Annotated in this window: 20 protein-coding genes and 1 pseudogene; 11 read left to right on the top strand and 10 right to left on the bottom strand. The window is 46.7% G+C overall.

Annotated elements, in window-relative coordinates; genetic code table 11:
- The first annotated feature begins 104 nt into the window (after positions 1-104).
- Entirely contained in the window at positions 105-2,153 is a 2,049-nt protein-coding gene (locus ICC18_RS01690) for a choice-of-anchor J domain-containing protein (protein WP_188172644.1), read from the top strand.
- 56 nt (positions 2,154-2,209) lie between these two features.
- Here the strand turns inward: ICC18_RS01690 and ICC18_RS01685 are convergent, their stop codons facing one another.
- Positions 2,210-2,557 (bottom strand): MFS transporter, encoded by a 348-nt coding sequence (locus tag ICC18_RS01685; protein ID WP_188172643.1) that lies wholly within the window; start codon positions 2,555-2,557, stop codon positions 2,210-2,212.
- 18 nt (positions 2,558-2,575) lie between these two features.
- Between ICC18_RS01685 and ICC18_RS01680 the strand changes: the two are divergent.
- The 3 genes and pseudogenes from ICC18_RS01680 to ICC18_RS01670 form a co-directional block, all read left to right on the top strand.
- Positions 2,576-2,740 (top strand): annotated as a pseudogene (locus tag ICC18_RS01680) (winged helix-turn-helix transcriptional regulator); the annotation flags it as partial.
- Between the two features lie 202 nt (positions 2,741-2,942).
- Entirely contained in the window at positions 2,943-3,080 is a 138-nt protein-coding gene (locus ICC18_RS34695; RefSeq protein ID WP_223192250.1) for an NIPSNAP family protein, read from the top strand.
- A gap of 206 nt (positions 3,081-3,286) precedes the next feature.
- Positions 3,287-3,628, top strand: a complete 342-nt coding sequence (locus ICC18_RS01670; RefSeq protein ID WP_312029480.1) for an NAD(P)H-dependent oxidoreductase — start codon at positions 3,287-3,289, stop codon at positions 3,626-3,628.
- A 106-nt stretch (positions 3,629-3,734) separates the two neighbouring features.
- On the opposite strand, the gene ICC18_RS01665 is transcribed toward ICC18_RS01670, so the two are convergent.
- Positions 3,735-4,418 carry an SDR family oxidoreductase gene (locus tag ICC18_RS01665; protein WP_223192249.1) on the bottom strand — a complete coding sequence of 228 codons (684 nt, stop codon included), beginning with the start codon at positions 4,416-4,418 and terminating at the stop codon, positions 3,735-3,737.
- 282 nt (positions 4,419-4,700) lie between these two features.
- Positions 4,701-5,045: a winged helix-turn-helix transcriptional regulator gene (locus ICC18_RS01660; protein ID WP_188172642.1), complete on the bottom strand. Its 345-nt coding sequence runs from the start codon at positions 5,043-5,045 to the stop codon at positions 4,701-4,703.
- 174 nt (positions 5,046-5,219) lie between these two features.
- Between ICC18_RS01660 and ICC18_RS01655 the strand changes: the two genes are divergently transcribed.
- Both ICC18_RS01655 and ICC18_RS01650 read left to right on the top strand, forming a co-directional pair.
- Complete coding sequence (locus ICC18_RS01655) at positions 5,220-5,813, top strand: NAD(P)H oxidoreductase (RefSeq protein ID WP_188172641.1); 594 nt, start codon at positions 5,220-5,222, stop codon at positions 5,811-5,813.
- The gene (locus ICC18_RS01650; RefSeq protein ID WP_188172640.1) at positions 5,810-7,258 is read left to right on the top strand and encodes an MFS transporter; all 1,449 of its coding nucleotides are present in this window, start codon (positions 5,810-5,812) and stop codon (positions 7,256-7,258) included. The genes ICC18_RS01655 and ICC18_RS01650 overlap by 4 nt, the downstream gene beginning before the upstream one ends.
- Before the next feature lie 308 nt (positions 7,259-7,566).
- Here ICC18_RS01650 and ICC18_RS01645 read toward each other — a convergent pair whose 3' ends face one another.
- Together ICC18_RS01645 and ICC18_RS01640 are read right to left on the bottom strand one after the other, a co-directional pair.
- Positions 7,567-8,337: an isocitrate lyase/PEP mutase family protein gene (locus tag ICC18_RS01645; protein WP_188172639.1), complete on the bottom strand. Its 771-nt coding sequence runs from the start codon at positions 8,335-8,337 to the stop codon at positions 7,567-7,569.
- 43 nt (positions 8,338-8,380) lie between these two features.
- Positions 8,381-9,619, bottom strand: a complete 1,239-nt coding sequence (locus ICC18_RS01640) for an MDR family MFS transporter (protein WP_188172638.1) — start codon at positions 9,617-9,619, stop codon at positions 8,381-8,383.
- A 139-nt stretch (positions 9,620-9,758) separates the two neighbouring features.
- Here ICC18_RS01640 and ICC18_RS01635 point away from each other — a divergent pair, with 139 nt between their 5' ends.
- The 3 genes from ICC18_RS01635 to ICC18_RS01625 all read left to right on the top strand — a co-directional run bounded on the left by ICC18_RS01635 (position 9,759) and on the right by ICC18_RS01625 (position 13,431).
- Entirely contained in the window at positions 9,759-11,597 is a 1,839-nt protein-coding gene (locus ICC18_RS01635) for an ABC transporter substrate-binding protein (protein ID WP_188172637.1), read from the top strand.
- A 198-nt stretch (positions 11,598-11,795) separates the two neighbouring features.
- Positions 11,796-12,227 carry a helical membrane plugin domain-containing protein gene (locus tag ICC18_RS01630; RefSeq protein ID WP_188172636.1) on the top strand — a complete coding sequence of 144 codons (432 nt, stop codon included), beginning with the start codon at positions 11,796-11,798 and terminating at the stop codon, positions 12,225-12,227.
- Between the two features lie 22 nt (positions 12,228-12,249).
- Positions 12,250-13,431: an NAD(P)/FAD-dependent oxidoreductase gene (locus tag ICC18_RS01625; protein WP_188172635.1), complete on the top strand. Its 1,182-nt coding sequence runs from the start codon at positions 12,250-12,252 to the stop codon at positions 13,429-13,431.
- An 89-nt stretch (positions 13,432-13,520) separates the two neighbouring features.
- On the opposite strand, the gene ICC18_RS01620 is transcribed toward ICC18_RS01625, so the two are convergent.
- Complete coding sequence (locus tag ICC18_RS01620) at positions 13,521-15,395, bottom strand: LTA synthase family protein (RefSeq protein ID WP_188172634.1); 1,875 nt, start codon at positions 15,393-15,395, stop codon at positions 13,521-13,523.
- Between the two features lie 170 nt (positions 15,396-15,565).
- Between ICC18_RS01620 and ICC18_RS01615 the strand changes: the two genes are divergently transcribed.
- Positions 15,566-17,254 carry a DUF6044 family protein gene (locus tag ICC18_RS01615; protein WP_188172633.1) on the top strand — a complete coding sequence of 563 codons (1,689 nt, stop codon included), beginning with the start codon at positions 15,566-15,568 and terminating at the stop codon, positions 17,252-17,254.
- 167 nt (positions 17,255-17,421) lie between these two features.
- Positions 17,422-17,802, top strand: coding sequence for a hypothetical protein (locus ICC18_RS01610; RefSeq protein ID WP_188172632.1), 381 nt, complete (start codon positions 17,422-17,424; stop codon positions 17,800-17,802).
- A gap of 62 nt (positions 17,803-17,864) precedes the next feature.
- Here the strand turns inward: ICC18_RS01610 and ICC18_RS01605 are convergent, their stop codons facing one another.
- The 4 genes from ICC18_RS01605 to ICC18_RS01590 form a co-directional block, all read right to left on the bottom strand.
- Positions 17,865-19,064: a DHH family phosphoesterase gene (locus ICC18_RS01605; RefSeq protein WP_188172631.1), complete on the bottom strand. Its 1,200-nt coding sequence runs from the start codon at positions 19,062-19,064 to the stop codon at positions 17,865-17,867.
- Positions 19,065-19,145: 81 nt separating this feature from the next.
- A complete protein-coding gene (locus ICC18_RS01600) occupies positions 19,146-19,970 on the bottom strand; it encodes a carbohydrate ABC transporter permease (protein WP_188172630.1) in 825 nt (274 codons plus the stop codon).
- Between the two features lie 52 nt (positions 19,971-20,022).
- The gene (locus ICC18_RS01595; RefSeq protein ID WP_188172629.1) at positions 20,023-20,949 is read right to left on the bottom strand and encodes a carbohydrate ABC transporter permease; all 927 of its coding nucleotides are present in this window, start codon (positions 20,947-20,949) and stop codon (positions 20,023-20,025) included.
- A 41-nt stretch (positions 20,950-20,990) separates the two neighbouring features.
- Complete coding sequence (locus ICC18_RS01590) at positions 20,991-22,304, bottom strand: ABC transporter substrate-binding protein (protein ID WP_188172628.1); 1,314 nt, start codon at positions 22,302-22,304, stop codon at positions 20,991-20,993.
- Between the last annotated feature and the right edge of the window lie 15 nt (positions 22,305-22,319).

The following is a 22,319-nucleotide window of genomic DNA, read 5'->3' as shown; positions in this document are numbered from 1 at the left end:
TTTAATGTGAATATCGGAAGACATGCCTGTTGATTTCTGCCGATTGATGATCCATGTAGGAAACCTTACAATGGTCAATTCTTTCAGAGGAGGAACTTATTCACATGCGCAGTCGAAAAGCACTTACCCTTGCTACATCTATTTTTTTAGCTGGAACTATTCTCACCCCCTCTTCCGCTTTGGCACAATCGAAAAGCTTCAATCCGAATCCATCCGTTCAGGATGTCGGTTCCAAACTCCGGTCTGAGTCTCTCGCCGATGTGAAAGCTGCTGGCCGACTCGATTTATCTGGTGATGCCGCAGCGAGCGGCGAGTCAGGCGCAACTTCAAGAATAACGTTAGCTGCATCCGATGTAGGCATTGTGAAGAAATGGCTAACGAATAACGATTATACAGGCAAATACGCACTGACCGATTTCACTTTACGAGCGGTAGGCACCTACGGTGAAGTGTGGGTTGCCAATAACCTCCAATACCCTAGCGGTGACCCTCGTAATTCCATGGTTTCAATTACCGATGAACAAATTCAATATATGCTGAATGAGTTCGATAACCGGATGTATCAAAAGGAAGTCGAATTCTTTGGCCCTCCTCAGGAACGCAAAGGCGAGGCTGGCTATAACGGCTGGTACAAGGATGAAAGCGGCCGCACCGTTATTCTTATTGATAACATTAAAGACCAGAGCTATTATAATTCCAATTACCCCAGCTATATTGCGGGATATTTCTCTCCAACGATCAGCGATTTTGCCGATCGGAATATCATGACGGTCGATGCATATGACTGGTTGAATCGTACAGGACCAAATGCAACGAAGCCTTATCTGTACGAGGGTACGTTTGCCCATGAATTCCAGCATCTGCTGCATCGCGACTCGGATTCCGGCGAAGAGAACTTCATTAACGAAGGGCTTTCGGATTTCGCCCAGTATCTGGTCGGATATGGTCACTCGCAGGGACATGTCGATTTCTTCATGAATCATCTCCGTAATTCACTTACCCTATGGGGGGATCAAACGGACCTGCAGATTCTCGGCGATTACGGAAACGCCTATTTGTTCCAGCTGTATCTGTATGAAAAATACGGCGAAGCTTTTATCCAAGAAGAATTTACTAGTCAAAAGCATGGCATCGACAGCATTAACGCCGCATTGGCCAAAGTCGGTGCAGGCAAAACGTTCGATCAAGTTTATGCCGATTACATGACAGCTGTCCTGCTCGACGGTACCTATAAGGGCGACAGCAAAACGTACAATTTCGATGCTATCGATCTTCATGCGAACGTGGAAAGTTCCGTGCTCGCCGATAACACTGCACCGGCATGGGGCACTGACTTCAAAACCATAGTGCCGGACAATAAAATCGACCACCTTTATTTTAAAGGGCTCGACTTCCTCGGAACGAATTGGACAACGGCTCAAGATTCTGAACGGGGAACTGTTCTCTGGGGCAATACCGGTGATCAAGCCGATAATTTCTTAATTAAAGAGCTTGATCTGACGAATCTGACGCAGGCATCGCTATCATTTGATACGAGCTACAATATCGAGGAGCAATGGGACTTCGGAAGCGTCCAAGTCTCTACTGACAGCGGTAAAACTTGGACTTCTTTGGCTAATAGCGATACTCGCAGCGACATCGTGGATAATGGCTATCCGAAAATCAAAGAGAATCTCCCGGGTTTTACAGGAAATTCCAATGGGTGGAAAACAGAAACATTTGATCTAAGCCAGTATTCCGGACAGAAAGTACTCTTAGGCTTCCGTTATATGACGGATTGGGGCACTACGGAATCAGGTTGGTATATCTCCAATCTGAAGCTAAACGGCAGTACCATTGATCCCATGACATCAACATCCGGCTTCTTAAGCTTAGAGCAAGCAATTCAAGAATATATCAACTACCAGGTCCAATTCATCGGCTACAAAAAGGGTCAAGCGAACGGCAAAGATAACCATCTGAACGTTATTCGTTTCCCTGATCTGCTCAATATGTCCGAACAAGACCGGATCGACCTGCGCGAGATGCTTCATAGCTCACAGTATGACAGGATTCTCATGATGACCACCTATGCCGCACCAGAAGGCAAAAACGGAAGTGTCTCCTACGATTACAAAGTGGAGATGAAGTCTAATAAAACGAAAGTAAAATAAGTGACCGGCAAACAAGCCTTCAACTCCACTTCGACTGTGGTTTTGAAGGCTTGTTATCATTCAACGCACCTTCTTTGAAAAAAAAATTGGCGATAAATGAATAAGAGTGCACATGCGAAAATGATCACGCAAGCATAAAACTCCAGTTGGAAACCGTAGCGGTAAAATAACGTCCCTACGACCGGACCGATTGTCATCCAAAAGTAACGAAAGAAATTGTATACGCCTGTTGATGTAGCGCGATGTTGCGGCAGAACATTAGCGAGAAGCGTTGTTTGCAAAGGCAGCGATAAACCAAGAAAAACCCCAAAGAGCGAGATGCTAACAATTAAAATGCGCAAGGAAAGCGCAGCGGTTGCTGCAAAAAACAGGATAGAGAGCATATTCAAAAATGCCGTTGCCATTAGCAATTTTTCCAAAGACAAGTCTATCCGGTAGTCCCGCCGAAGGTTGAATACGAGTTAACTCCATTAGATGAAGGTTTACGACCGGCGGTCGAACATCTGATACAGTGGGGTATGCAATTCATTTCCGTTGATCTGAATGAATTACAACCCGTAGTCGAGGACGCAAAGGAGGTACTATAGGAGCTAAAATAATAAGTGGCAGTCTAGAACATGAAACTTCGTTCTAGACTGCCACTTTTTTTCATTCGTACCATGCCCATACTTTCGTTCTAGTAAGTATTGAACGTAAAAGTGAATACTTACATTTAATTAGCTAATTACGTATGATTAGTCATGTGGACCACAATACACAGTTTCAAGGAGGCTGACATGGAGGTGAAATATGCTATACGAACTTAGAATCTACCATATACATCCTGGCAAGATGCAAGAGATCCAAGCAAGATTTAGAGATCGTACGCTGCAAATATTTGCAAAGCATGGCGCTTTGAGAAATTTCATCATGATCCGGAATGGATAAAGCTCAAACGTGCCAGTGAACAAAACGGACCTCTTTACGAGAAAATCGACGTTGTTTATATGAAGAGGGTTCCTTTTTTCACCAACCGACAAATCCAAAATTAAGGGGTAATCCATATGAAAACATTAGTTATTGTGACACAACCAAATATTAACGAATCCCGCATCAATAAGGCGTGGGTCCAAGAATTACAGTAGCACAGCAACATAACAATTCACCAATTATATCAAGCTTATCCGAACGAAGTGATTGATCTCGCCCGGGAGCAAGCGCTGTTGGAAGCGCATGACCGCAGCATTTTGCAATATCCGTTCTATTGGTATAGTACACCGCCATTATTGAAAAAATGGTTTGATTCCGTGCTGCAATACGGCTGGGCGTATGGTCCGGGTGGTGATAAAATGCATGGCAAAGAGATCGGACTTGCGATCTCCACTTATGGATCGAAAGAATCTTATCAGGAGGGCGGTGCGAATCTTTTTACGATCGATGAGTTGACCAAACCGATTGCTTCAATACGCCTAACACCAAGTCGTCTCATCAGCTAGCAGAATGATCCCGTCGCCTAAGATTTCTCAGCGAACTGTGCTACTTTGCAATTTTTGAAACTCTGCTCTTATTGTGACCTTGATCCTAAACACAACTTAATGGTTGCTATAGGCCTTGTGCAAATCCACCATCAACAGGCAATTCGACACCGGTGGTGAAGGTCGCATCGGCGGCCAAAAACAAGGCGGCGGCGGCAACCTCCCCGACCGAACCGTGCCGCTTGAGCGGAGTAATTTCGTCGCCCTGCTTCATAAACTCGGCTCGTTCTTCTTCTGTCAAGCCTGGTACACCCATGGTCGGGGTATCAATGTAGCCGGGGGCCACGGAATTCACTCGGATCTTCCTTGGCAGAAACTCGGCAGCGAGCACCTGAGCAATAGCACCTACAGCCTCCTTCGATCCGGAATATGCAGCTATTCCAGGGAAAATCCTATCATTGGCAACTGTAGTGAAGACAATCGCGCCGCCATCCTTAATAAGGGGAGCAAGCCGCTGAATCGTGAAGAACGCTCCCTTGGTGTTGATATTAAAGTGCCTATCCCAGGATGCCTCGGTCACCTGCTCAAGCAGGTTGATTTCTGCGATGCCGTGATTGACGAACACGTAGTCGATATGGCCCAGTTTTTTCTCGACGATCCCACCGAGAGCTTCGATGTCGGCCATGTTCGCCGCATCGGAGCGAACGACATGCGCCGCTTCCGATTGGAGCTCGGTCCGGGCATTATCAATGTTCTGCTCATTCCTACGTAAGCACGACTTCAGCCCCTCCTTCCAAAAGCGCCTTGACAATCGCTAATCCCATACCATGGGTACCGCCTGTGACGACGGCTTTTTTTCCAGCGTACTTGTTCATATGAATCCTCCTTGAATAGTTAAGAAAATGACTTTCGAATCAAACTCTAATGTATGAAATTCGATTTGAGAAGTACGCACTTTATTGTGCTGTTAGCACCAAAAAGTTATATAGGTACCGAGAAGTACCTGTTTGAAAATCACCTTCATCGACAGAGAGAGAATGGAGAAAATAAAAAACGGCTGCCGCAGCAACCGTTATTTCAGTATCGATCATGATTAATTCTTTCCCCGGTGAAACTGGCCCTGAATGAACTTTTCCCCCCACTCGCACAGTTGGTCCAATACCGCTTTCAGTGTCTCTCCGATTTCACTCAGTTCATAGACCACTTTCGGCGGTACTTGATTGTAGACCGTCCGGATAATAATTCCGTCGTCTTCCAATTCCCGCAATTGCTGCGTCAACATTTTTTGCGTAATACCAGGCATAGCTTTCTTAAGCTCGCTCGTTCGTTTGGAGCTATAGGACAAGTGGCATAGAATCAGCATTTTCCATTTGCCCCCTATAACTTCGATAGTTGCTTCTGCCGGCATATTGTACGTGCGTTTCGGCTGGGCTTCCATTTGTTATCTCCTCCCGTCGATAAACGTGTCATTCATTGTGTTCTTAGATACTTTTTAGTGCCTATATAACTTTTTGGTGTTAATGGCACAATAAAGTGCGTTCTTTTCAATTCCCATTATAGGGTACATAATCACCACATGCCACAAAATAATCATTGGAGGTTGGGAAACGTTATGAATGTACTTATAGTCGCAAGTCACCCAAGAACGAATTCGTTCACTTTTGCGGTTGCGGACCGCTTCGCGCAAGGTCTTCAAGATGCCGGACATCGAGCGGAGTTGCTCGATTTGTATAGCATCGGCTTCGATCCCGCTCTGAGGGAAGCGGATGAGCCCGTATTCTCGTCTACACGCAAAATGTATTCTCCCGAGGTAGAGGCTGAAATCGCGAGAATGATGAAGCACGAAGCGCTGGCCTATGTTTTCCCGATTTGGTGGTACAACATGCCGGCCATGCTGAAAGGATATATCGATCGCGTATGGAACGACGGCATTGCCTACGGTTCCGGCAAACTTCACCATGAGCGGGTGCTTTGGCTCGGTCTCGCAGGCGCTTCCCGCGAACATTTCGAGAAGAGACATTACGACGATATGCTCAAGCGTCAGCTCAATGTGGGAATGGCCTCTTACGCCGGCATCCCTGTCTCCAAAGTCGAGATCTTATACAATACTTTGGATGCAAGGCCGGGTTTGCATGAACGGCTGTTGGCGCAAGCTTATGACCTTGGTTTTCGGTATCGTGAAATGAAAGGGGATGTCTTCGAATGATAAGCAATAATTCAAGCGCACTTCGAAATGCGGACGTTAAAATTTCATGGGGGTTGTTGCTCGTACTTTGCGGGGCGATATTTCTCGAAGGGATCGACGTGTCGATGATGGGCGTCGCGCTGCCGTCGATCCGCGACGAACTGAACATGACCACCGGCGAGCTAAGTTGGGTCGCAAGCGCCTATGTGCTTGGTTACGGCGGCTTCATGCTGCTAGGGGGGCGTGCCGCCGATTTGCTTGGCCGGCGGCGGATGTTCCTGGGATGGCTTTTGGTGTTCCTTCTCTTCTCCGGACTCGGCGGGATGGCGACCGAAGGATGGATCCTGATCCTCTCGCGGTTCGTAACGGGGGTCGCCGCCGCCTTCATGACGCCGGCCGGTTTATCCATCATCACGACCAGTTTTCCCGAAGGACCGTCGCGCAATAAAGCTCTGCTCGTCTATGCGGGGACGGCGGCTGCAGGCTTCTCGCTCGGTCTCGTCGTTGGCGGTTTGTTAACCGCAGTCGATTGGAGGTGGGTATTTTTCGCTCCGGTCGCTTTGGCACTGATCATTCTGCTGGCCGGGATACGTCTTATCCCTTATTCGGGACGTCCGGAACGTTCGTCGCATGGCTTCGACCTCGCCGGAGCGGTCAGCGTGACAGGGGCGATGCTCCTACTCGTTTCTGCGGTAATCAATGCACCGGAAACGAAATGGGTCTGGACGATCGGAACGGCTGCCGCCAGTCTCGTCCTTATGATCGCATTCATTGCCATCGAACGTCGTTCTGCTTCGCCGCTTATGCGGCTCGGCATTCTCCGATCGGGTGCGCTCGTACGTGCCAACCTGGGGGCTCTATTGTTAGCCGGATCCTTCTTCGGATTCCAGTTTATCGCAGTACTTTATCTTCAAGAGCTTCGCGGTTGGTCGGCTCTCGAGACCGGGCTTGCGCTCTTGGCGATCGGCATCGACGCCGTGCTTGCTCCGACGGTTACGCCTCGTCTCGTAAACCGATTCGGCTACACCCGGGTCATTTTCGGAGGATTTTCTATCGCCGCCGTATCCTACGCTTTATTCCTGCCGGTTGATCTCGACTGGACGTATGCAGCTATGTTTCCGACCATGATTCTCACTGGTATCGCTTTTGCACTGACCTACGGGCCGCTCACCATTGCGGCCACAGACGGCATCGCAGAAGAAGAACAAGGACTTGCGAGCGGCATTCTTAGCACATCTATCCAGTTCGGCGCGGCACTTGGTCTCGCGGTTGTGACCGCCGTCAGCGTTATCTCCACTGGAACAGATGGATCCCCCCAAGCCATGTTGGACGGCTTCCGATCCGCTCTGATCGTGCCGGTTGCGGGTACCGTCCTAGGAGCAACCATTACGGCAACAGGATTTCGTAAGCGCGTGGAACGCCGTCGCGGGGAACGGCTCGATCGGACGGGAGCCACGTTCGAGTAACGTCCCCTTTCAGACTTAATCTGACTCCTTTTCGCCGGCGCCAGACCGCAGTATGCATCACTGGAGTTGTAGCCGTGTGCCGCATCCTCCAGTTTTTCAGTGAAGGTTGTCTATTCTGTAATACCGGATCACTTGTGTTGATTAAGTACTATGTAGGCACTTTTATGTCGTTAGATTTCTTCTCTTAAATCCAACGACACAAATGCCCACATTAACGAAACAATTTCCTCTACGACAACCCCGGAAATTCATAAATTCTATAATGTTAAAAAAACAGCAAAAAGCCCCATACCGGGGCTTTTTGCAAGTTACTCGTATAAAAAAGCGGTATCCCTCACCTCATAAAGCTCAGCTGCGCTCTCTTCCATAAAAGCTGCAACCTTGTCGGAAAATGCATTTCCAAAGCTAAACCGTTTCACGCCTAGCTCATTAAGCTTCTTCACATTGGTTAGTCCAGGCAATGATAGGACATTCAATGGAGCATTAACTTGCTCCGCAACCGCCTTAATCTCCTCTTCTTCTTTTAATCCGGGAACAAAAATGCCGCTTGCTCCACTTTCGACATAAGCCTTTGCCCTGCTGATGGTTTCAGCAAAAGGATCCTGAATTTGAAAGTACGTATCGATCCTAGCGTTTATATAAAAATTGTTATAACCACGATTCTCTAATGCTGCCCTTATTTTTGACAACAACTCGCAATGACCGGATAACTCTCTTAAGCCTGTTTGTTTTTTGAGAGAGTCCTCGATATTGATACCGGCAACACCCAAATCTGCCGTTCTCAACACATTTTCTATGATGGCTGTTTGGGTATCCCCATAACCTGACTCGATATCGGCGGAAACTGGAATTTTCACATGATCGACAATACTTTTAATTATGCCCAGATGAATATTAAAATCAATCTTTTCACCGTCTGAGTAGCCCAGTGTCCTGGCAATTCCCCAGCTTGTCGTCCCAAGTGCTTGAAATCCGGCTTTTTCAAGAGACAACGCGGAGAGCAAATCCCAAGCATTGCCGATAAATAATATGTCATCTCCATGATGAAGATTATGAAAATCTTGAATGTTGCTGCTCATCAAATCACCCATTCCCCATTATTATAGTTAGCTGTAACTGAACTTACGCAACCACGCCGCTAGTTCTTTCAACCCGATGCTGCTGCCCGCGCAATTGCTGGCCTCGATGAAAAAATGGAAATGCAAGGAAGGTCAACAGCATCAGAATCCCGAATATGAGCGGCCCTTGACCGAACCCGAATACATTCAGCAAGATTCCCCCCAGCCAAGCACAGGCGCTTTGCCCGATAAAGGCGAACCCGCTGGCGCCATAATAAGCGCCTCTTAGATGTTCCGGCGCAATTTCGCCGATAAGCACATCGCCGATCACAAAGCACAATATTTCACCGATCGTAAAGATCACCATCGATAAGGACAGCATAAAGATATTGTGAAAGACGCCGAATCCGAACAGCCCCAGCCCGAACAACAGACACCCTGCCTTCAATGCGGTTAGCGATGAAAAGCGCTTCATCAGTTTTGCAAGCGGATATTGAAAGACAAGTACCGATAATGTATTCACGACGAACAAGAAGGAATAAGCCTCTACCCGGTCATGTCCAATATATTGCGATAAAGTGGAATCCAGATGGGAATAAGCCCCCGCCACGAATACATTCCCTAAAAGGAAGTATAGGAACACTTTGTCCGTAAACACGATTTGCACCATTTTCCTCATAGCAACAGGCGCCGACTTTTCCGGAAGCTGTTGATTAAAGGCAATCATGAAAAACACTAAGACAACCGCGTAAACAGCGAAGATTCCCGCACTCACCATGAACGGTAAAAATGATGAAGCCCCCCCTGCGCCAAGCTTCAATCCCACTAACGGTCCTATGGCTCCCCCAATGTTAATGGCAAAATATCTCGCGTTAAACACATCCGAACGCTGCTCAGCGGGCGTGACATCCGCCAGCAAAGCTCTTGCGGTCGGTTCGAAAATACTGCGGCAGAGGCCGTTTAATCCGCTCAATACAAAAAACATCCACGTAGCATTCGCAAAAGCAAACCCTGCGAGAACCAGACTCCATAGCGCCATGGATGCAATCATAACCAAGTATCTCCCAAGCCGGTCGGATAGCGCCCCTCCGACAAAGCTGCATAATGTCCCAGCGAACAAGCTGACCGCTAAAATCGCCCCGATCGTGGCGGGATCGATGCCTTTGACTTTACCCAAATAAATGCCCAAAAACGGCAAAGTCATAAAAAAGCCGGTACGTGATAAAAAGGTTCCGATGATGACCCCCCATGCAACCGGATGAAAGGCCGGTAGTCTCATTCGTCTTTTTGCGTTTATTTTCATACATGTGTCCTCAACTTTCTATCTAGTTATCATTAGCGGAAAAGATTCAATGTCTTAAGTATACCTATCCAAAAGGGGATGAAAAGTGTATGATTTGAGTAAATCACTTCACCTTTTACGGAAGGAGATGAGGCTCATTATGCAAACTACACATCATTTTTTGGAGCTTCGCTTATCTTTTGCCGATCAAGCCATGAATACCCCTTTTCCAGTTACCGTTGAAAAGCTTACAGGTATCTGGCACTGTTCGCCCCGTTACGCGAAATTAATCGTCCGTAAGCTTTGCGAATTAAGCTGGATCGGATGGCAAGCCGGACAGGGCCGAGGTCATACCTCGGTGATGACGCTGCTGACGGATGCTGATGACATCCTTTTGGAAGAAGTCAAGAACCGGATGGGGAGAGGCGATATCAAGGAAGCGATGGAGCTCATGAACCGGTACGGGGGGACTGCCGTCAAAGACCAAGTGATGGACTGGCTCTCTGAGGGAATGGGCTTCTCAACGCAAACCATTTCGAATATGCCGCAAGATACGCTGCGGTTCCCCGCGTACCGAAACATTTTCACCCTGGACCCCGGTTTGGTTTATTACGCTTTCGACTTCCACATGACAGGGCAAATATTCAATACGCTCGTGGAATACGATCCCGAGAGTCGAACGATTATTCCTTGCATCGCGCACTCATGGGAAAGTGACCGTAATGCGTTGGAATGGACGTTGCATTTGAAAAAAGGGGTGATGTTCCATCACGGCCGGGAACTGACGGCTGATGATGTCGTTTATTCCATTCAACGACTTCGCATGAAGCCGGAACACTATGAGGCTGGTTGGATGTTTCAAGACATTGAACGGATCGAGGCCATGGATCATAAAACCGTTCGGATCCGCCTCAAGGAGCCGAATTATTTATTCCTGCGGTTTCTGTGCGCAATTCCGGCCAGTATCGTGCCAGAAGATATCGGAAGTAAAAGCGAAGCGGATTTTGCCAAAAATCCGGTAGGGACAGGGCCCTTCCGTTTGGTGCGCCTAAGTGAAGGAATTTGTGTTCTTGAAGCCTTTCCTCTGCATTTTCGCGGCAGGCCGCATCTGGATCGTGTCGAGGTGCTCATCTTCCCCAAGGAGGAGACCGGCCGTCTTAAGGAACCCGACTGGACGTCCGTTATGTCAGGGGACGGCGATGCAACCCATATGCTGAAGAAATCCAGCATCCGTCAGGATGATGACTGGCATGAAATGGAGAATTTATTCTCCTGCTGCAGTCTGCTTGTCTTTAACCAATGGAAGACGGGTCCGCAGAATCATTACAAATTCCGCCAAGCGATGCATCATATTCTTGACCGGCAGCAGATGATTGCCGATTTGGGAGATAACCTGATCTATCCGGGGTGCGGCTTCCGTCCTCTGCTGCCCGCTTCCGGGAATACGGCTGAGGATCCCCCCTTAGACCATGATGAAATCATGGCACTGCTGGATGCAAGCGGCTATAACGGCGAAACATTCCGCTTGGCCACGAACTACTATCACCAGGAGGAAGCGGCTTGGATTGAGGAGCGCTGCAGATCGTTCGGCATCCATGTGGAAACCTATATGAAGATGGAGCTTGCTGATTTGAACCATTCAGCTGCTTTGCCGGAGCACGATGGTCAATTGTTTGGTTATGTACTTAATAACGACGAAGTTCGTGAATTAGAGGTATATGCCCAGAGAAATTTTTTCTTATCGGCATTTGACGAACAGCTTGCAGCTAACGTGAAGAGAACTATGCATGCCATATTTCGGGAACCCGATGAGAAGGAGCGCCAGAGCAAACTGGGGATGCTGGAGGATTTGGTCAGGCAAAAGCATGCTGTCCTGTTCCTTGTCCACACAAAGAGCAACACCGCGTTCCATAAATCGGTTCGCGGCGTGAGCATTAACGCTTACGGCTGGCTCGATTTTCATAAAATTTGGTTTCATCCTCAGATTAATTATTCATGAATTTGAAATATTTTCTTTTATAAATTTGCTGTCAAAAGGTGTAGAATAGATGAATGAGGTTCAAATCCAATTGTGTCATTGTTGCCGGACGTTTTCTTATGTGAAAAAAGTTACAATCTTTAGGGAATAACGTCTTTCGTTCGTAACACAATCGCGACTGCACCCGATTTTTTTTATAGCGCAAAGGAGGATTTTCAGATGACACAGACACCTGCTGTTCAAGAAGTGGCGGCGACGCTTGCCGCGGAACCAAAATCGTTAGATATACTTGAGCAATTGCTGAAGCCTGAGGTACAGCAATCTTTGACTGTACTGGTCGATAATCTGCCTAAATTGGCGGAAATGGTGACATTGTTGACTAAAGCCTATGATTTCGCGCAGAACGTTGCCACAGACAAAGTACTGATCAACGATTTTGCCCAAGGCATTGGCGAATTCGTCAAACCGGTGCAAGAAAAAGCAAAAGACATCGCCGCGGCAGCGATCGAGGCCGGCGAACGTTCGCAGGCAGAGGCCGGAACGACCATCGGTCTTTTCGGAATTCTTAAAATGCTGAAAGATCCTGAAGTGCAGAAGACGCTTCGTTTCGCTCAAGCATTCTTGAACGTACTCGCTGAACGCAAAAATTAATACAGGCAAGGAGATGTTAACGATGTCGAAACAAATACTCATTCTTGGCGGCGGTTACGGCGGTCTTCTGACCGCGCTGACAGCGCGAAAGCACCTGACGGCAGCGGAAGCAAGCATAACGGTCATCAACCGTTTTCCAACACACCAAATTATTACGGAACTTCACCGTTTGGCTGGCGGCACGATCAAGGAGAAAGCCGTTGCGCTTCCTCTACATAAATTGCTTGGCGACAAAGACGTGAATATCCTTGTCGATACGGTTAAAGAAATAAATCCGAATGAAAAACAAGTCGTGTTAGGCGGCGGCACTACCCGCGCCTATGATGCGCTTGTCGTTGCGCTTGGCAGCGAAACGAACTATTTCGGCATTCCAGGATTGGAAGAGAACAGCTTCGTGCTCAAATCTGCTGCTGATGCAAACCGGATTCGCGAGCATGTAGAAGCTCGTCTGGACGCTTACAAAGCTTCGGGCAACAAAGCGGATGCAACGATCGTTGTAGGCGGCGGCGGTTTGACCGGGGTTGAGCTTGTCGGCGAATTTGCGGATAAACTGCCTGAAGTTTGCCGCAGCAAAGGTATTGATTTTGGCGATATTTCGATCTACTGTGTAGAAGCAGGACCGGCTATTCTTCCGGTATTCCCTAAAGTGCTCATTGAGCGTGCAATGACGAGCCTTGAAAAGCGCGGCGTAACGTTCCTTACGGGCGTTGCGATTACAGAAGCTACGAAAAACTCCGTTTCGCTGAAAAGCGGACAAACGATCGAGTCGAACACCATCATCTGGACGGGCGGCGTCAAAGGAAACCCTGTTGTCGGAAGCTGCGGCATCGCTGAGGACCGCGGGCGCGCAACAGTGAAACCGACGCTGCAATCCACATCTCATTCCGATATCTTCCTTGCAGGCGACTGCGCGGTTGTGTTCCCGGAAGGCAGCGAACGCCCGTATCCGCCAACTGCCCAACTTGCTTGGCAAATGGGCGAAACGGTCGGTTATAACTTATCCGTTCAGATCAAGGGCGGCGTTATGGACAAATTCACACCTGTATTCTCTGGAACACTCGGCAGCTTGGGCCGTAAAGACGGCATAGGCACGATCGGCGGCAATAACACGCAGCTCAAAGGCTTACCGGCCTCACTTATGAAAGAAGCGAGCAACGTTCGCTATCTGTCCCATATTCACGGTCTGTTCGCTCTAGCTTATTAAGATATTAAAAGGATGTCCCGCAAAGCCTAAGAAGACGGCGGGACATCCTTTTTTTTCTATTTGAGACAGCCTCTATTCATTCCCCCTTCTTAACTTTTCGCCTTAAAGTTGAGGAAGCGAAGTAAGTCCCCGTAAATGATGTCATCGGAAAATTTCAGGGAATTAACTGCATTTTCCTTGTAATTTTTACACACTTCTATGTCTATTTTTTCAGCCGTCGATTTGTCGTAGCATCCATTCTTGGTGTATACATACTTGTCCGTCACAAAGTTGCCGTTTCTAAGTACAACAAATTCAGGCTTGTTCACGGCAAATAGATCATTGCCGAAATCAGGCTCTTGCTTTGTTTCGATACCTAGAAGATGAAGAATGGTTGGCTTCAAATCAACTTGCCCTCCGACCGTATTGATTTTTTTTCCTGCTACGCCGGGAATATGAATAATTAGCGGTACCCGTTCAAGCTGTATTTGATCAAGCGCTGTCTTTTTTTCTTTGCCGAGTAATTGGGCCATTGCTTTACTGTGTTTTTTCGAAATGCCGTTATGGTCACCATAAAGGATAAAAATGGAATGCTCATATGCCCCTATGGCTTTGACCCTTTCAAAGAAATGCTTCAGTGCCTCGTCCATATAACGGACAGTCGGAATATAACGATTTACCGTTGCTGATTTCGATGTAAATTCCGGGATCATCCGGTCCTCTTCTTTAAGATCGAAAGGATAATGGTTCGTTAATGTGACCAGCTTGCAGTAAAAAGGTTGCGGAAGTGAACGGATTTTCTCTATGGACTGCTCGAAGAACGGAATGTCCTTCAGACCCCATCCGACCGAGTTCTCTGCAGTAATTGAATAATCGCCAGAAGCAAAAAATTTCTCATATCCCATGTTCGGATACATCTGGTTACGATTCCAGAATGACTGGTGATTGGCGTGAAACACCACAGGGTAATAACCGTGCTCCTTCACGATGTTCGGTACGGTACGATAAGTATTCCGTGGATGCGAAAAGAAAACGGCACCTCTCGGAAGCGGATATAAGGAGGTGTCGACAGCGAATTCGGCATCTGAAGTTTTTCCTTGTCCGGTTTGATGATAGAAGTTCTCAAAATAAAAGCTGTCTTTAAGTAAGGTGTTTAAAAAAGGAGTGATTTCTTGGCCGGATACCTGCCGATTGATAACGAAACTTTGCAGAGATTCCAAGGAAATTAGAAAAACATTGCGCCCTTTGGCTATCCCAAACGTATTCGGATCCATTATATCTTTGGGCAATTGCAGCATGAAATTTTCAATGGCAGCTAAATCGTCTTTTCTTGCGAATACTTTTTTGGATTCCATCTTGAAGTTCATCACAGCATCATATACGTGATAGTTGTAAGTGCCAATGCTTTTTACAACAATATTTCGGTCAAACGTGCGGGTTAACAACTCAGGCCGAACATGCTCCGCCATTAACAAATTAACAATAAAAAGTAAAAATGAAAAATGAATGACCGAAATCATTTGAATAGGATTGAATGCCTGAGCCCGGTATTTTTTTACGAATATCATAAAGATGAAGAAAAGCGTATCGGTAAATACCAGAAGGTCAACCGGACGAAAAAGGGCAAAGATACTGCTCCACAAATCCCCGATAAGTTTGAACTGTTCCCAAGCAGGTATGGTAATAAAATCATTAAAACAACGATAATATAGCAGGTTTGCAAACAATATGAACGATGATGCAGCACTGATTACGATAACTGCCGCGTGCGAATGTCCTTTGAAAAAAAACATACCAAAACAAAGCGCAAGCAGAATAGAGCTTACAGGATTTATTAACAGTATGAACTCCTGATACCAGCCTTCTACCGGAAGGTCAAAACCGAAGCGCTGCACAATGTAGGTTTTAGCCCAAATTAACATAGTCACAACAATGAAATAAACATATTGATCTATCGAATGCTTAAAATAGGCTATTAATTTCATCGTTTCCCCCGCACAGAATTATCTTAATAATCGAATAAAATTATGGTTTACCTCAAGTTTCCTAAGTATACATAATCTAACTCGTCAGATGCATAACCGTTGACCTGAATCCTCATGATAACTACGTGGGCACAATTATTCATCATATTTTGGGGATCAGGAGTTATCGAATGCGAATTTCTTCCTTTGAACAAAAGTCATTATGGACTGCCGTTGTCGTTATGATCATCTATCTGTCCCCTTTGTTTATTTTGGGGCAAGATGCACATATCCGGGTTCATGATAATTTGGATTCTAATATTGTCTGGTACAAAGTTCTGATCCAAAGCGGCGAATGGTTTGGCTCGATATCAGCGGTAATTCCGCAAGTAATTAATGGCTTACAGCGAAACGCCATGGGAACAGAATTTAGCGGAATCGTCGTTTTGCATGCATTTTTTCCAGCGATGGCAGCCTATGCATGGAGCCAAACCATCACTAGAGTTTTCGCCTTCCTTGGTATGTATTTACTATTAAAAGATCACCTTGTTCCAGATTCGGATGCGACTTGGATTCGCGTCGGCGTTGCCCTTACCTTTGCATTAACACCGTTCTGGCCTTCGGGAATGCTCAGTACTCTTGGACAACCCTTAGCATTATGGGCTTTCCTCAACATCCGGAAGGGGAGTTGGACCTGGAAAGAATGGTTCATTATAATAGCTCTCCCCTTCTACTCCAGTCTGGTTCTTGGTTTTTTCTTTTTCCAGACAGCCATTGCTTTGGTCTGGGTATGGGATACCATCATGAACAAACGATGGAACCTGCCATTTTTGGGAAGCGTCTTCCTTATGGGTCTCGTTTATCTCGCTATCGAATATCGCCTTCTTGCTTCTCTTGTGATAACGAATACACCGACAAACCGGAATGAATTCGTCTCGTCCCGATTGAACGTATGGCAATGTGCTCGATTGACCGTCAAAAATTTCATATTTGGGCATCATCATGTAGGCACCGTTCATACCTGGATCATACTTCCGCTTATGGTTCTTACTGTTTACTTCTGCATAGTAAACCAACAATGGAGAAAGGATTCAACGTCTCGTTTATTTATCATTCTCTTCGTACTTAATGTTGCGCTTTCAACATGGTATGCATTTTGGTTCCATACTGTCTGGCAGCCTTTAAAAGAACAATTCGAGCTATTAACTACGTTTAACTTTGCCCGGTTTCACTTTCTTAGACCGCTAGTCATTTATATGGGGTTTGCTGCAGGATGTGTCCTGCTTTGGCGCAAAGGGGGGAGCAAGGGAAGATTATTAACAAAATTAGCAGTCGCCGGACAGATTATTTTGCTATTTGCCTATAACGAAGAAATTATGTATCGCTCTGCAAACAAGCCTTCATTTCGGCAATTTTATGCCGAAGAACAATTTCAGGAGATCGGAGAATATATTGGAGAGCCTAAAGCGTCGTATCGTGTGGCCAGTATCGGCTTGCATCCGGCAATAGCGCAGTATAACGGCTTTTATACCTTGGATACCTACAATAACTTTTATTCACTGTCGTACAAACATACGTTTAGAGAAATCATTGCCAAGGAATTAGACAAAAGTAAAAAGCTTAAGACCTACTTTGATACTTGGGGCGGACGATGTTATCTATTTGTCGCAGAACTCGGGAAAAAATATGACTATAGCAAAACGTCAAAAAAACAAATCCGGAATCTTGAGCTTAACACGGATGTTTTCAAGAAATTAGGCGGAAAGTATATCTTTTCCTCGGTACCCATCCGGAACGCGTCATCTAACCGTCTATTACTTCGCAAAACATTCAATCATGAACATTCCGCATGGAAAGTATATCTTTATGAAGTGAAATGAGAAACACGAAGCTTCATCATTAATAGTTAGAAAACGACAACGATTTTCGAGCGACATTTTAGTTATAATCCGTTAATCTATGAAAAAAACATCTATCGACGTACTTTCATAGAGGAATAAGATATCCCCTTCAATGAGGAAATCCATCCAAAAAAGGAGGCCGTACCGTGGCACACCAGGTAATCAGTGAAGAAGAGTTACAATTGCTGCTATCGTCCAATTACCATAAGGAGGAACCGTCAGAGAAACCGAAGCTTACCTTGAAATTTCTGCATGAGCTAATCAGAAAGCTCCAGCATGAGAATCTATTGCTTGCTAAGCGTGTAGTCGAATTGGAGCAGCAATTGGAGTCATTCCAGCGGATTCAAGTGGAGGCGGCCGCCTCGCTTGAAGTTCCCGTACTCGCTGAACCTGAAGCAGAAAGGACGGAAACAAATCTTGATACCGATCTCCCTGGCACGTTCCTTATTCCCCGCTCCGAGCGTCACTCCTCTGAAAAAAAGAAGCAGAAGCCGTTCTGGAGCCTATGGTTTCGTCCTAGCAATTAAAGTCGAAACAAAAATAAGCAAAGCCAAGGCAGCTGAAACGTCCTTGACTTTGCTTTTTTTATTCATACAGGCTCAGGAGTTTTAGTTTTTCTCGCAGCCATATGTTCCATAAGGAAGGCGACATAGGTTTCGTCTCGGGCTAACCAGGCTGCATACTCCCTTTTCACATAATGCTCCGCCTCTTCGAATGTTGAAAAAGATCGGTTCAATTCGACCCCGTCCACATCGATTTCCCACTTCCCCGCAGAAGGAAAAATGAACGCTTGCTGATCATTCCTATTTTCGTAAAGCGATCCGTAAACGGAGCTCTTCAGGTTAAAGGCATTTTTAGTTGCATCTGCGCGTATGGGTTCCATCGGAAACGGCTTCGCTACATATAATTGATAGGCTTCCTCCGTCAGTGAGCAGCCGGCAGCTTTCGCATGGCCTCCTCCACCGTAAAAACCCGCTATTTCGGAAACGTCGATATGATCGTGAATCGTTCGAAAGCTCATCTTTTTACCACCCATATTCATGATGGCAACATAATCCAGGTGAGGGTTTTCTTTGCCTAGATCATTACCGAGTTCAGAATGATACGATTCTGCATGAACGATGCCTACAATATGATCGCGAATGCTCGATTGAATGATCTCTCTCTTTTTTCTACGCAAATAGCGTTCGATTTTGTCTTCTTCCATATCCAAAATTTTTTCTTCGAATTCATCGAACGCAAAATGCTCGCTTTGTCTGAGGCGCGATACCATCTTTTCCTCAAATTCTTCAATGGAAACCAGATAAAAGAGATCGTTTAACCGCTTGGCCTGTATGTTATCGTTCTGATCCCATTCCCAAGTATCGTATTGCCGGACCAGCTCGACAAATTCATCTGTCGCCTTCTCGGGCTTCAATAAACCGTTTTGGATTAAATACTCATAAAATAGAGAGGTTGCCGAAGCGAGCTTTCCATTTTCATATACGACCTGAACCAAGCTCCATGGATATTTGCCCATATGGAGAGAGGTTTTATGATGATCGATAAGCTTTACTTTTCCGCCCGATTTCACAAACTCGTTAAGTCCTTGTTCATTCGCTTCATCTACGGATAAATCGGTAATAAACAAATCGTTCTTTTTTCTTGATTTTTCCAAAAAACGTTTGACTTGCAGATTTAACCCTCCGACCGAATTGTACCGGATTTCTACCTTTTCACCAAATGCCAATCTGGCTACGATACCGCAACCTACTCCATCCAGATCATTATGCGTATACAAATGATACAAGGGTACAGCCTCCTGTTAATGATTTCCATTAGGGTACCCTTGATAAAGTCATATTATTCTTGTTCCGCATTTTCAATCATGCTACTTCACCGCTCCCGCCGTCATGCCTTCCATGAATTGTTTCGACGCCAGGAAAAACATGACGATCATCGGCACGGATGCCAGCGTTAATCCCGCGAACAGCATGCTCAAATCCGTGGAGTATTGCCCGAACAGCGATAACATCCCGACGGGTATCGTCTTTTTCAAATCGTCTTGGATAAAGATAAGCGGGAAGAAGAAATCGTTCCACGCCGTAATGAAATTCATAATCATAACCGTCCCGAGCGCCGGACGGATAAGCGGCATCAGCACGTGCCACATCACACCGAAATCCGAGGCTCCATCGATTCGCGCCGCTTCCTCCAGCTCCTTCGGCAGCGTCCGGAAGAAACCGGTTAAGATCAGCACCGCCAGAGGCAAACCGATCGCCGTATACACGCTAACCAGCGACCACATGCTGTTCAACATGGCAAGCTGCTTCATCAAAAGGAATAGGGGTACAATCCCAAGCTTGATGGGAATCATCATGCCCAGGAGAAAAAAGAAGAATAGCGCGCCGTTCCAACGGAACGGATATCTGGCGATATAAAACGACGCCAAGACGGCAAACAGCAGAATCAGCGCGACGGAAACGACGCTGACTGCGAGACTGTTCCAAAAATACGTCCCGAACGGAATTTGATGGATCAGTTTGTTATAAGCCGTGAACGACAATGAGGTCGGCAGCGACATCGGATTTTTCAAAATCTGTATATTCGTCTTTAAGGAGGAGGTCAGCATCAGAAAGATCGGATACAAACTGACCAGAGCTCCCAAGTACGCCGCAACGTACTGGAGCCCCCGAACGGATTTGTTTGTTTTCATCGTCTACCACCATTTATAGGGATCTTTGGTCGGAGAGCAAAGTCTCTCCTTATTAGTCCGCCGATTGGTTCCTGGTGAAATACAAGAACAAAGCGGATATCGTTGCGATGATGAAAAACAGGACGACGGCGAGAGCCGATCCGAGCCCTAATGCGACCGAATCGCCGCCCGACGAGCCGCCGAATGCAATGCGATAGAAGAAAACGGCCAGCGTGTCGGTGGAATTGAACGGTTCTCCCTGCGAACCTTCCATCGCATAGATAAGCTCAAACGCCTCGAAAGCGTGGATAAACGTAAACACCGTGACGATGATCAGTGACTGGCTCATCATCGGCAGGATGATGGAACGAATCAGCCGCAAGCCTTTTACTCCGTCCAGCCGCGCCGCTTCAATGATTTCCGTTGAAATCGATTGAAGACCGGCGAGGAAAATCAGCATGGAGAAGCCGATGCCGAACCAGCTGTTGACGAGCGTAATTGAGGTCAACGCCGTAGCCGGGTCTCCGAGCCAAGGCTTAGCCCACGAAACAAGGCCGATCTTTTTGAGCAGCACATTGACCACGCCATTGTTCGGATTCAGCATAAGCTTCCACAAAAAGCCTACGACGATGACAGAAAGCAGCCGTGGCAAAAAGTAAGCCATTTTCAGAAAGCCCGAGCCCTTTAGTTTGCTGTACACAAGGTAGGCGAGCACGAACGCTAGCACGTTCTGCACGGCCATTTCAATAAAGAAATAGTAAACATTATGGCCAAAAGCATTCCAAAACAAATGGTTGAACGGTTCCTTCGTAAACAGGCTCACAAAGTTGCCTAGCCCGATAAAGTCCCCTCGGACAAGACCTTTCCAATCATAAAAACTGTAGCCGAACGCCGCCACGATCGGATATATCACGAACAGGATGTAAACGGCGAGGGCAGGAACCGGGAACAGATGAACCGCTCCCTTTTTCCACCCGGACGATTTGGCCAAGTTATTCATGCCCCACACCTCATTTTAAACATATTCAGATCATCTACTGCTTACTTCTTAGGCTTAAACCATGTATCGGCGCTCTTCTGCACTTCTTCAGTAACCTGCTCCGGTGTCAATTTGTTCAAATACATGCCTTGAATCGAGTTTTCCAGTGTAGCTTTTGTTGTCGGGTTGCCCGCGTTGAAATAAACGACTGCTGCGTAAGGTGTTGAGATCGTGTCGGCATTCTTGGCGATTTTGGCCACCAGCGGATCTTTCGCCGCCACTCCTGGGATGGTGCTTGGTTTTTGCAGCTCATTAACGGCAAGCGCGCCGAATTCCTTCGTGGTCAAGAACTCCATAAATTTAAGAGCTTCTGCTTTATGAGCAGATTTGGCATTCACAGCAAACGAGCCGTCTACCCAAGTCGTCACCGTTGCCTTACCATCCGCTTTCATCGGAGGAACGGGGAATACATCCATTTGCAGATCCGGATTCGTTTTCTTCATGACCGCGTACTCCCAATCACCCATGACCATCATTGCGGCCTGCTCGGTAACGAACATGTTTCTCATGTCATCCATGCCGATGCCTACGTAATTATCCGCGAAATACGGCGTCAAATCTTTCAGCATTTTGATGGAGCTCACGAATTCGGGACTTTTAAAATTAGCATCGCCTGCGAGGATTTTTTTGATGAAATCCGTACCGTAGACGGAAGGGGCAAGTGTACCTTGAGTCAGGGATAGAATCCAACCTTCCTTGGAGCCAAAAGCAAACGGGGTTACTTTATTTTTCTTCAGCGTATCGGCCGTTTTCAGCAGTTCATCCCACGTTTTGGGCTCCTGAAGATTGTATTTTTGGAAGATTTTCTTGTTATAAAATAATTGCGTCGAGCTGAATACCGTCGGTACGCCGTATACTTTGCCGTCCTTGCCGGTAGCGGCCAGCAGCGTATCTTTGGCGAACACATCCATTCCCTTCACGCTGCTGAGCGGCTCCAGGTAGCCGGCATCGGCCAAAGCAGCGCCGGCGGCGTAAGGGCGAAGATGAATGATATCAGGGCCGTTGCCGCTTTGCAGCGCCGTGTTCAAGGCCGTATTATATTCCGTATTTTTGGTCGGCTTGAAATCAATATCGATGTTCGGATTGCTCTTCTTGAATTCGGCAATGATTTTAGCGTAAGCTTCCGTATCTTCCGTACGCCAGCTGCCAATCGTCAGCTTTACTTTTTGCTGTAGAGCTGCCGTCGGCGCTGCTGTCGGCGCCGTACTTGCTCCACCAGGAGTTGCGCTAGGAGTTGCGGTGTTGCCGCTGCAAGCGACCAGCATGGAAGATGCAGCGACCATAGTTACCAATGCCCCACTGAATACACGTTTCATTGAGAAAAGCCTCCC

The organism is Paenibacillus sedimenti (genome assembly GCF_014534655.1).
In the GTDB taxonomy this organism is placed as follows: Bacteria; Bacillota; Bacilli; order Paenibacillales; family NBRC-103111; genus Paenibacillus_E; species Paenibacillus_E sedimenti.
The sequence above is the reverse complement of the archived record's forward strand: the minus strand, read 5'-3'. Positions and strand labels throughout refer to the sequence as shown.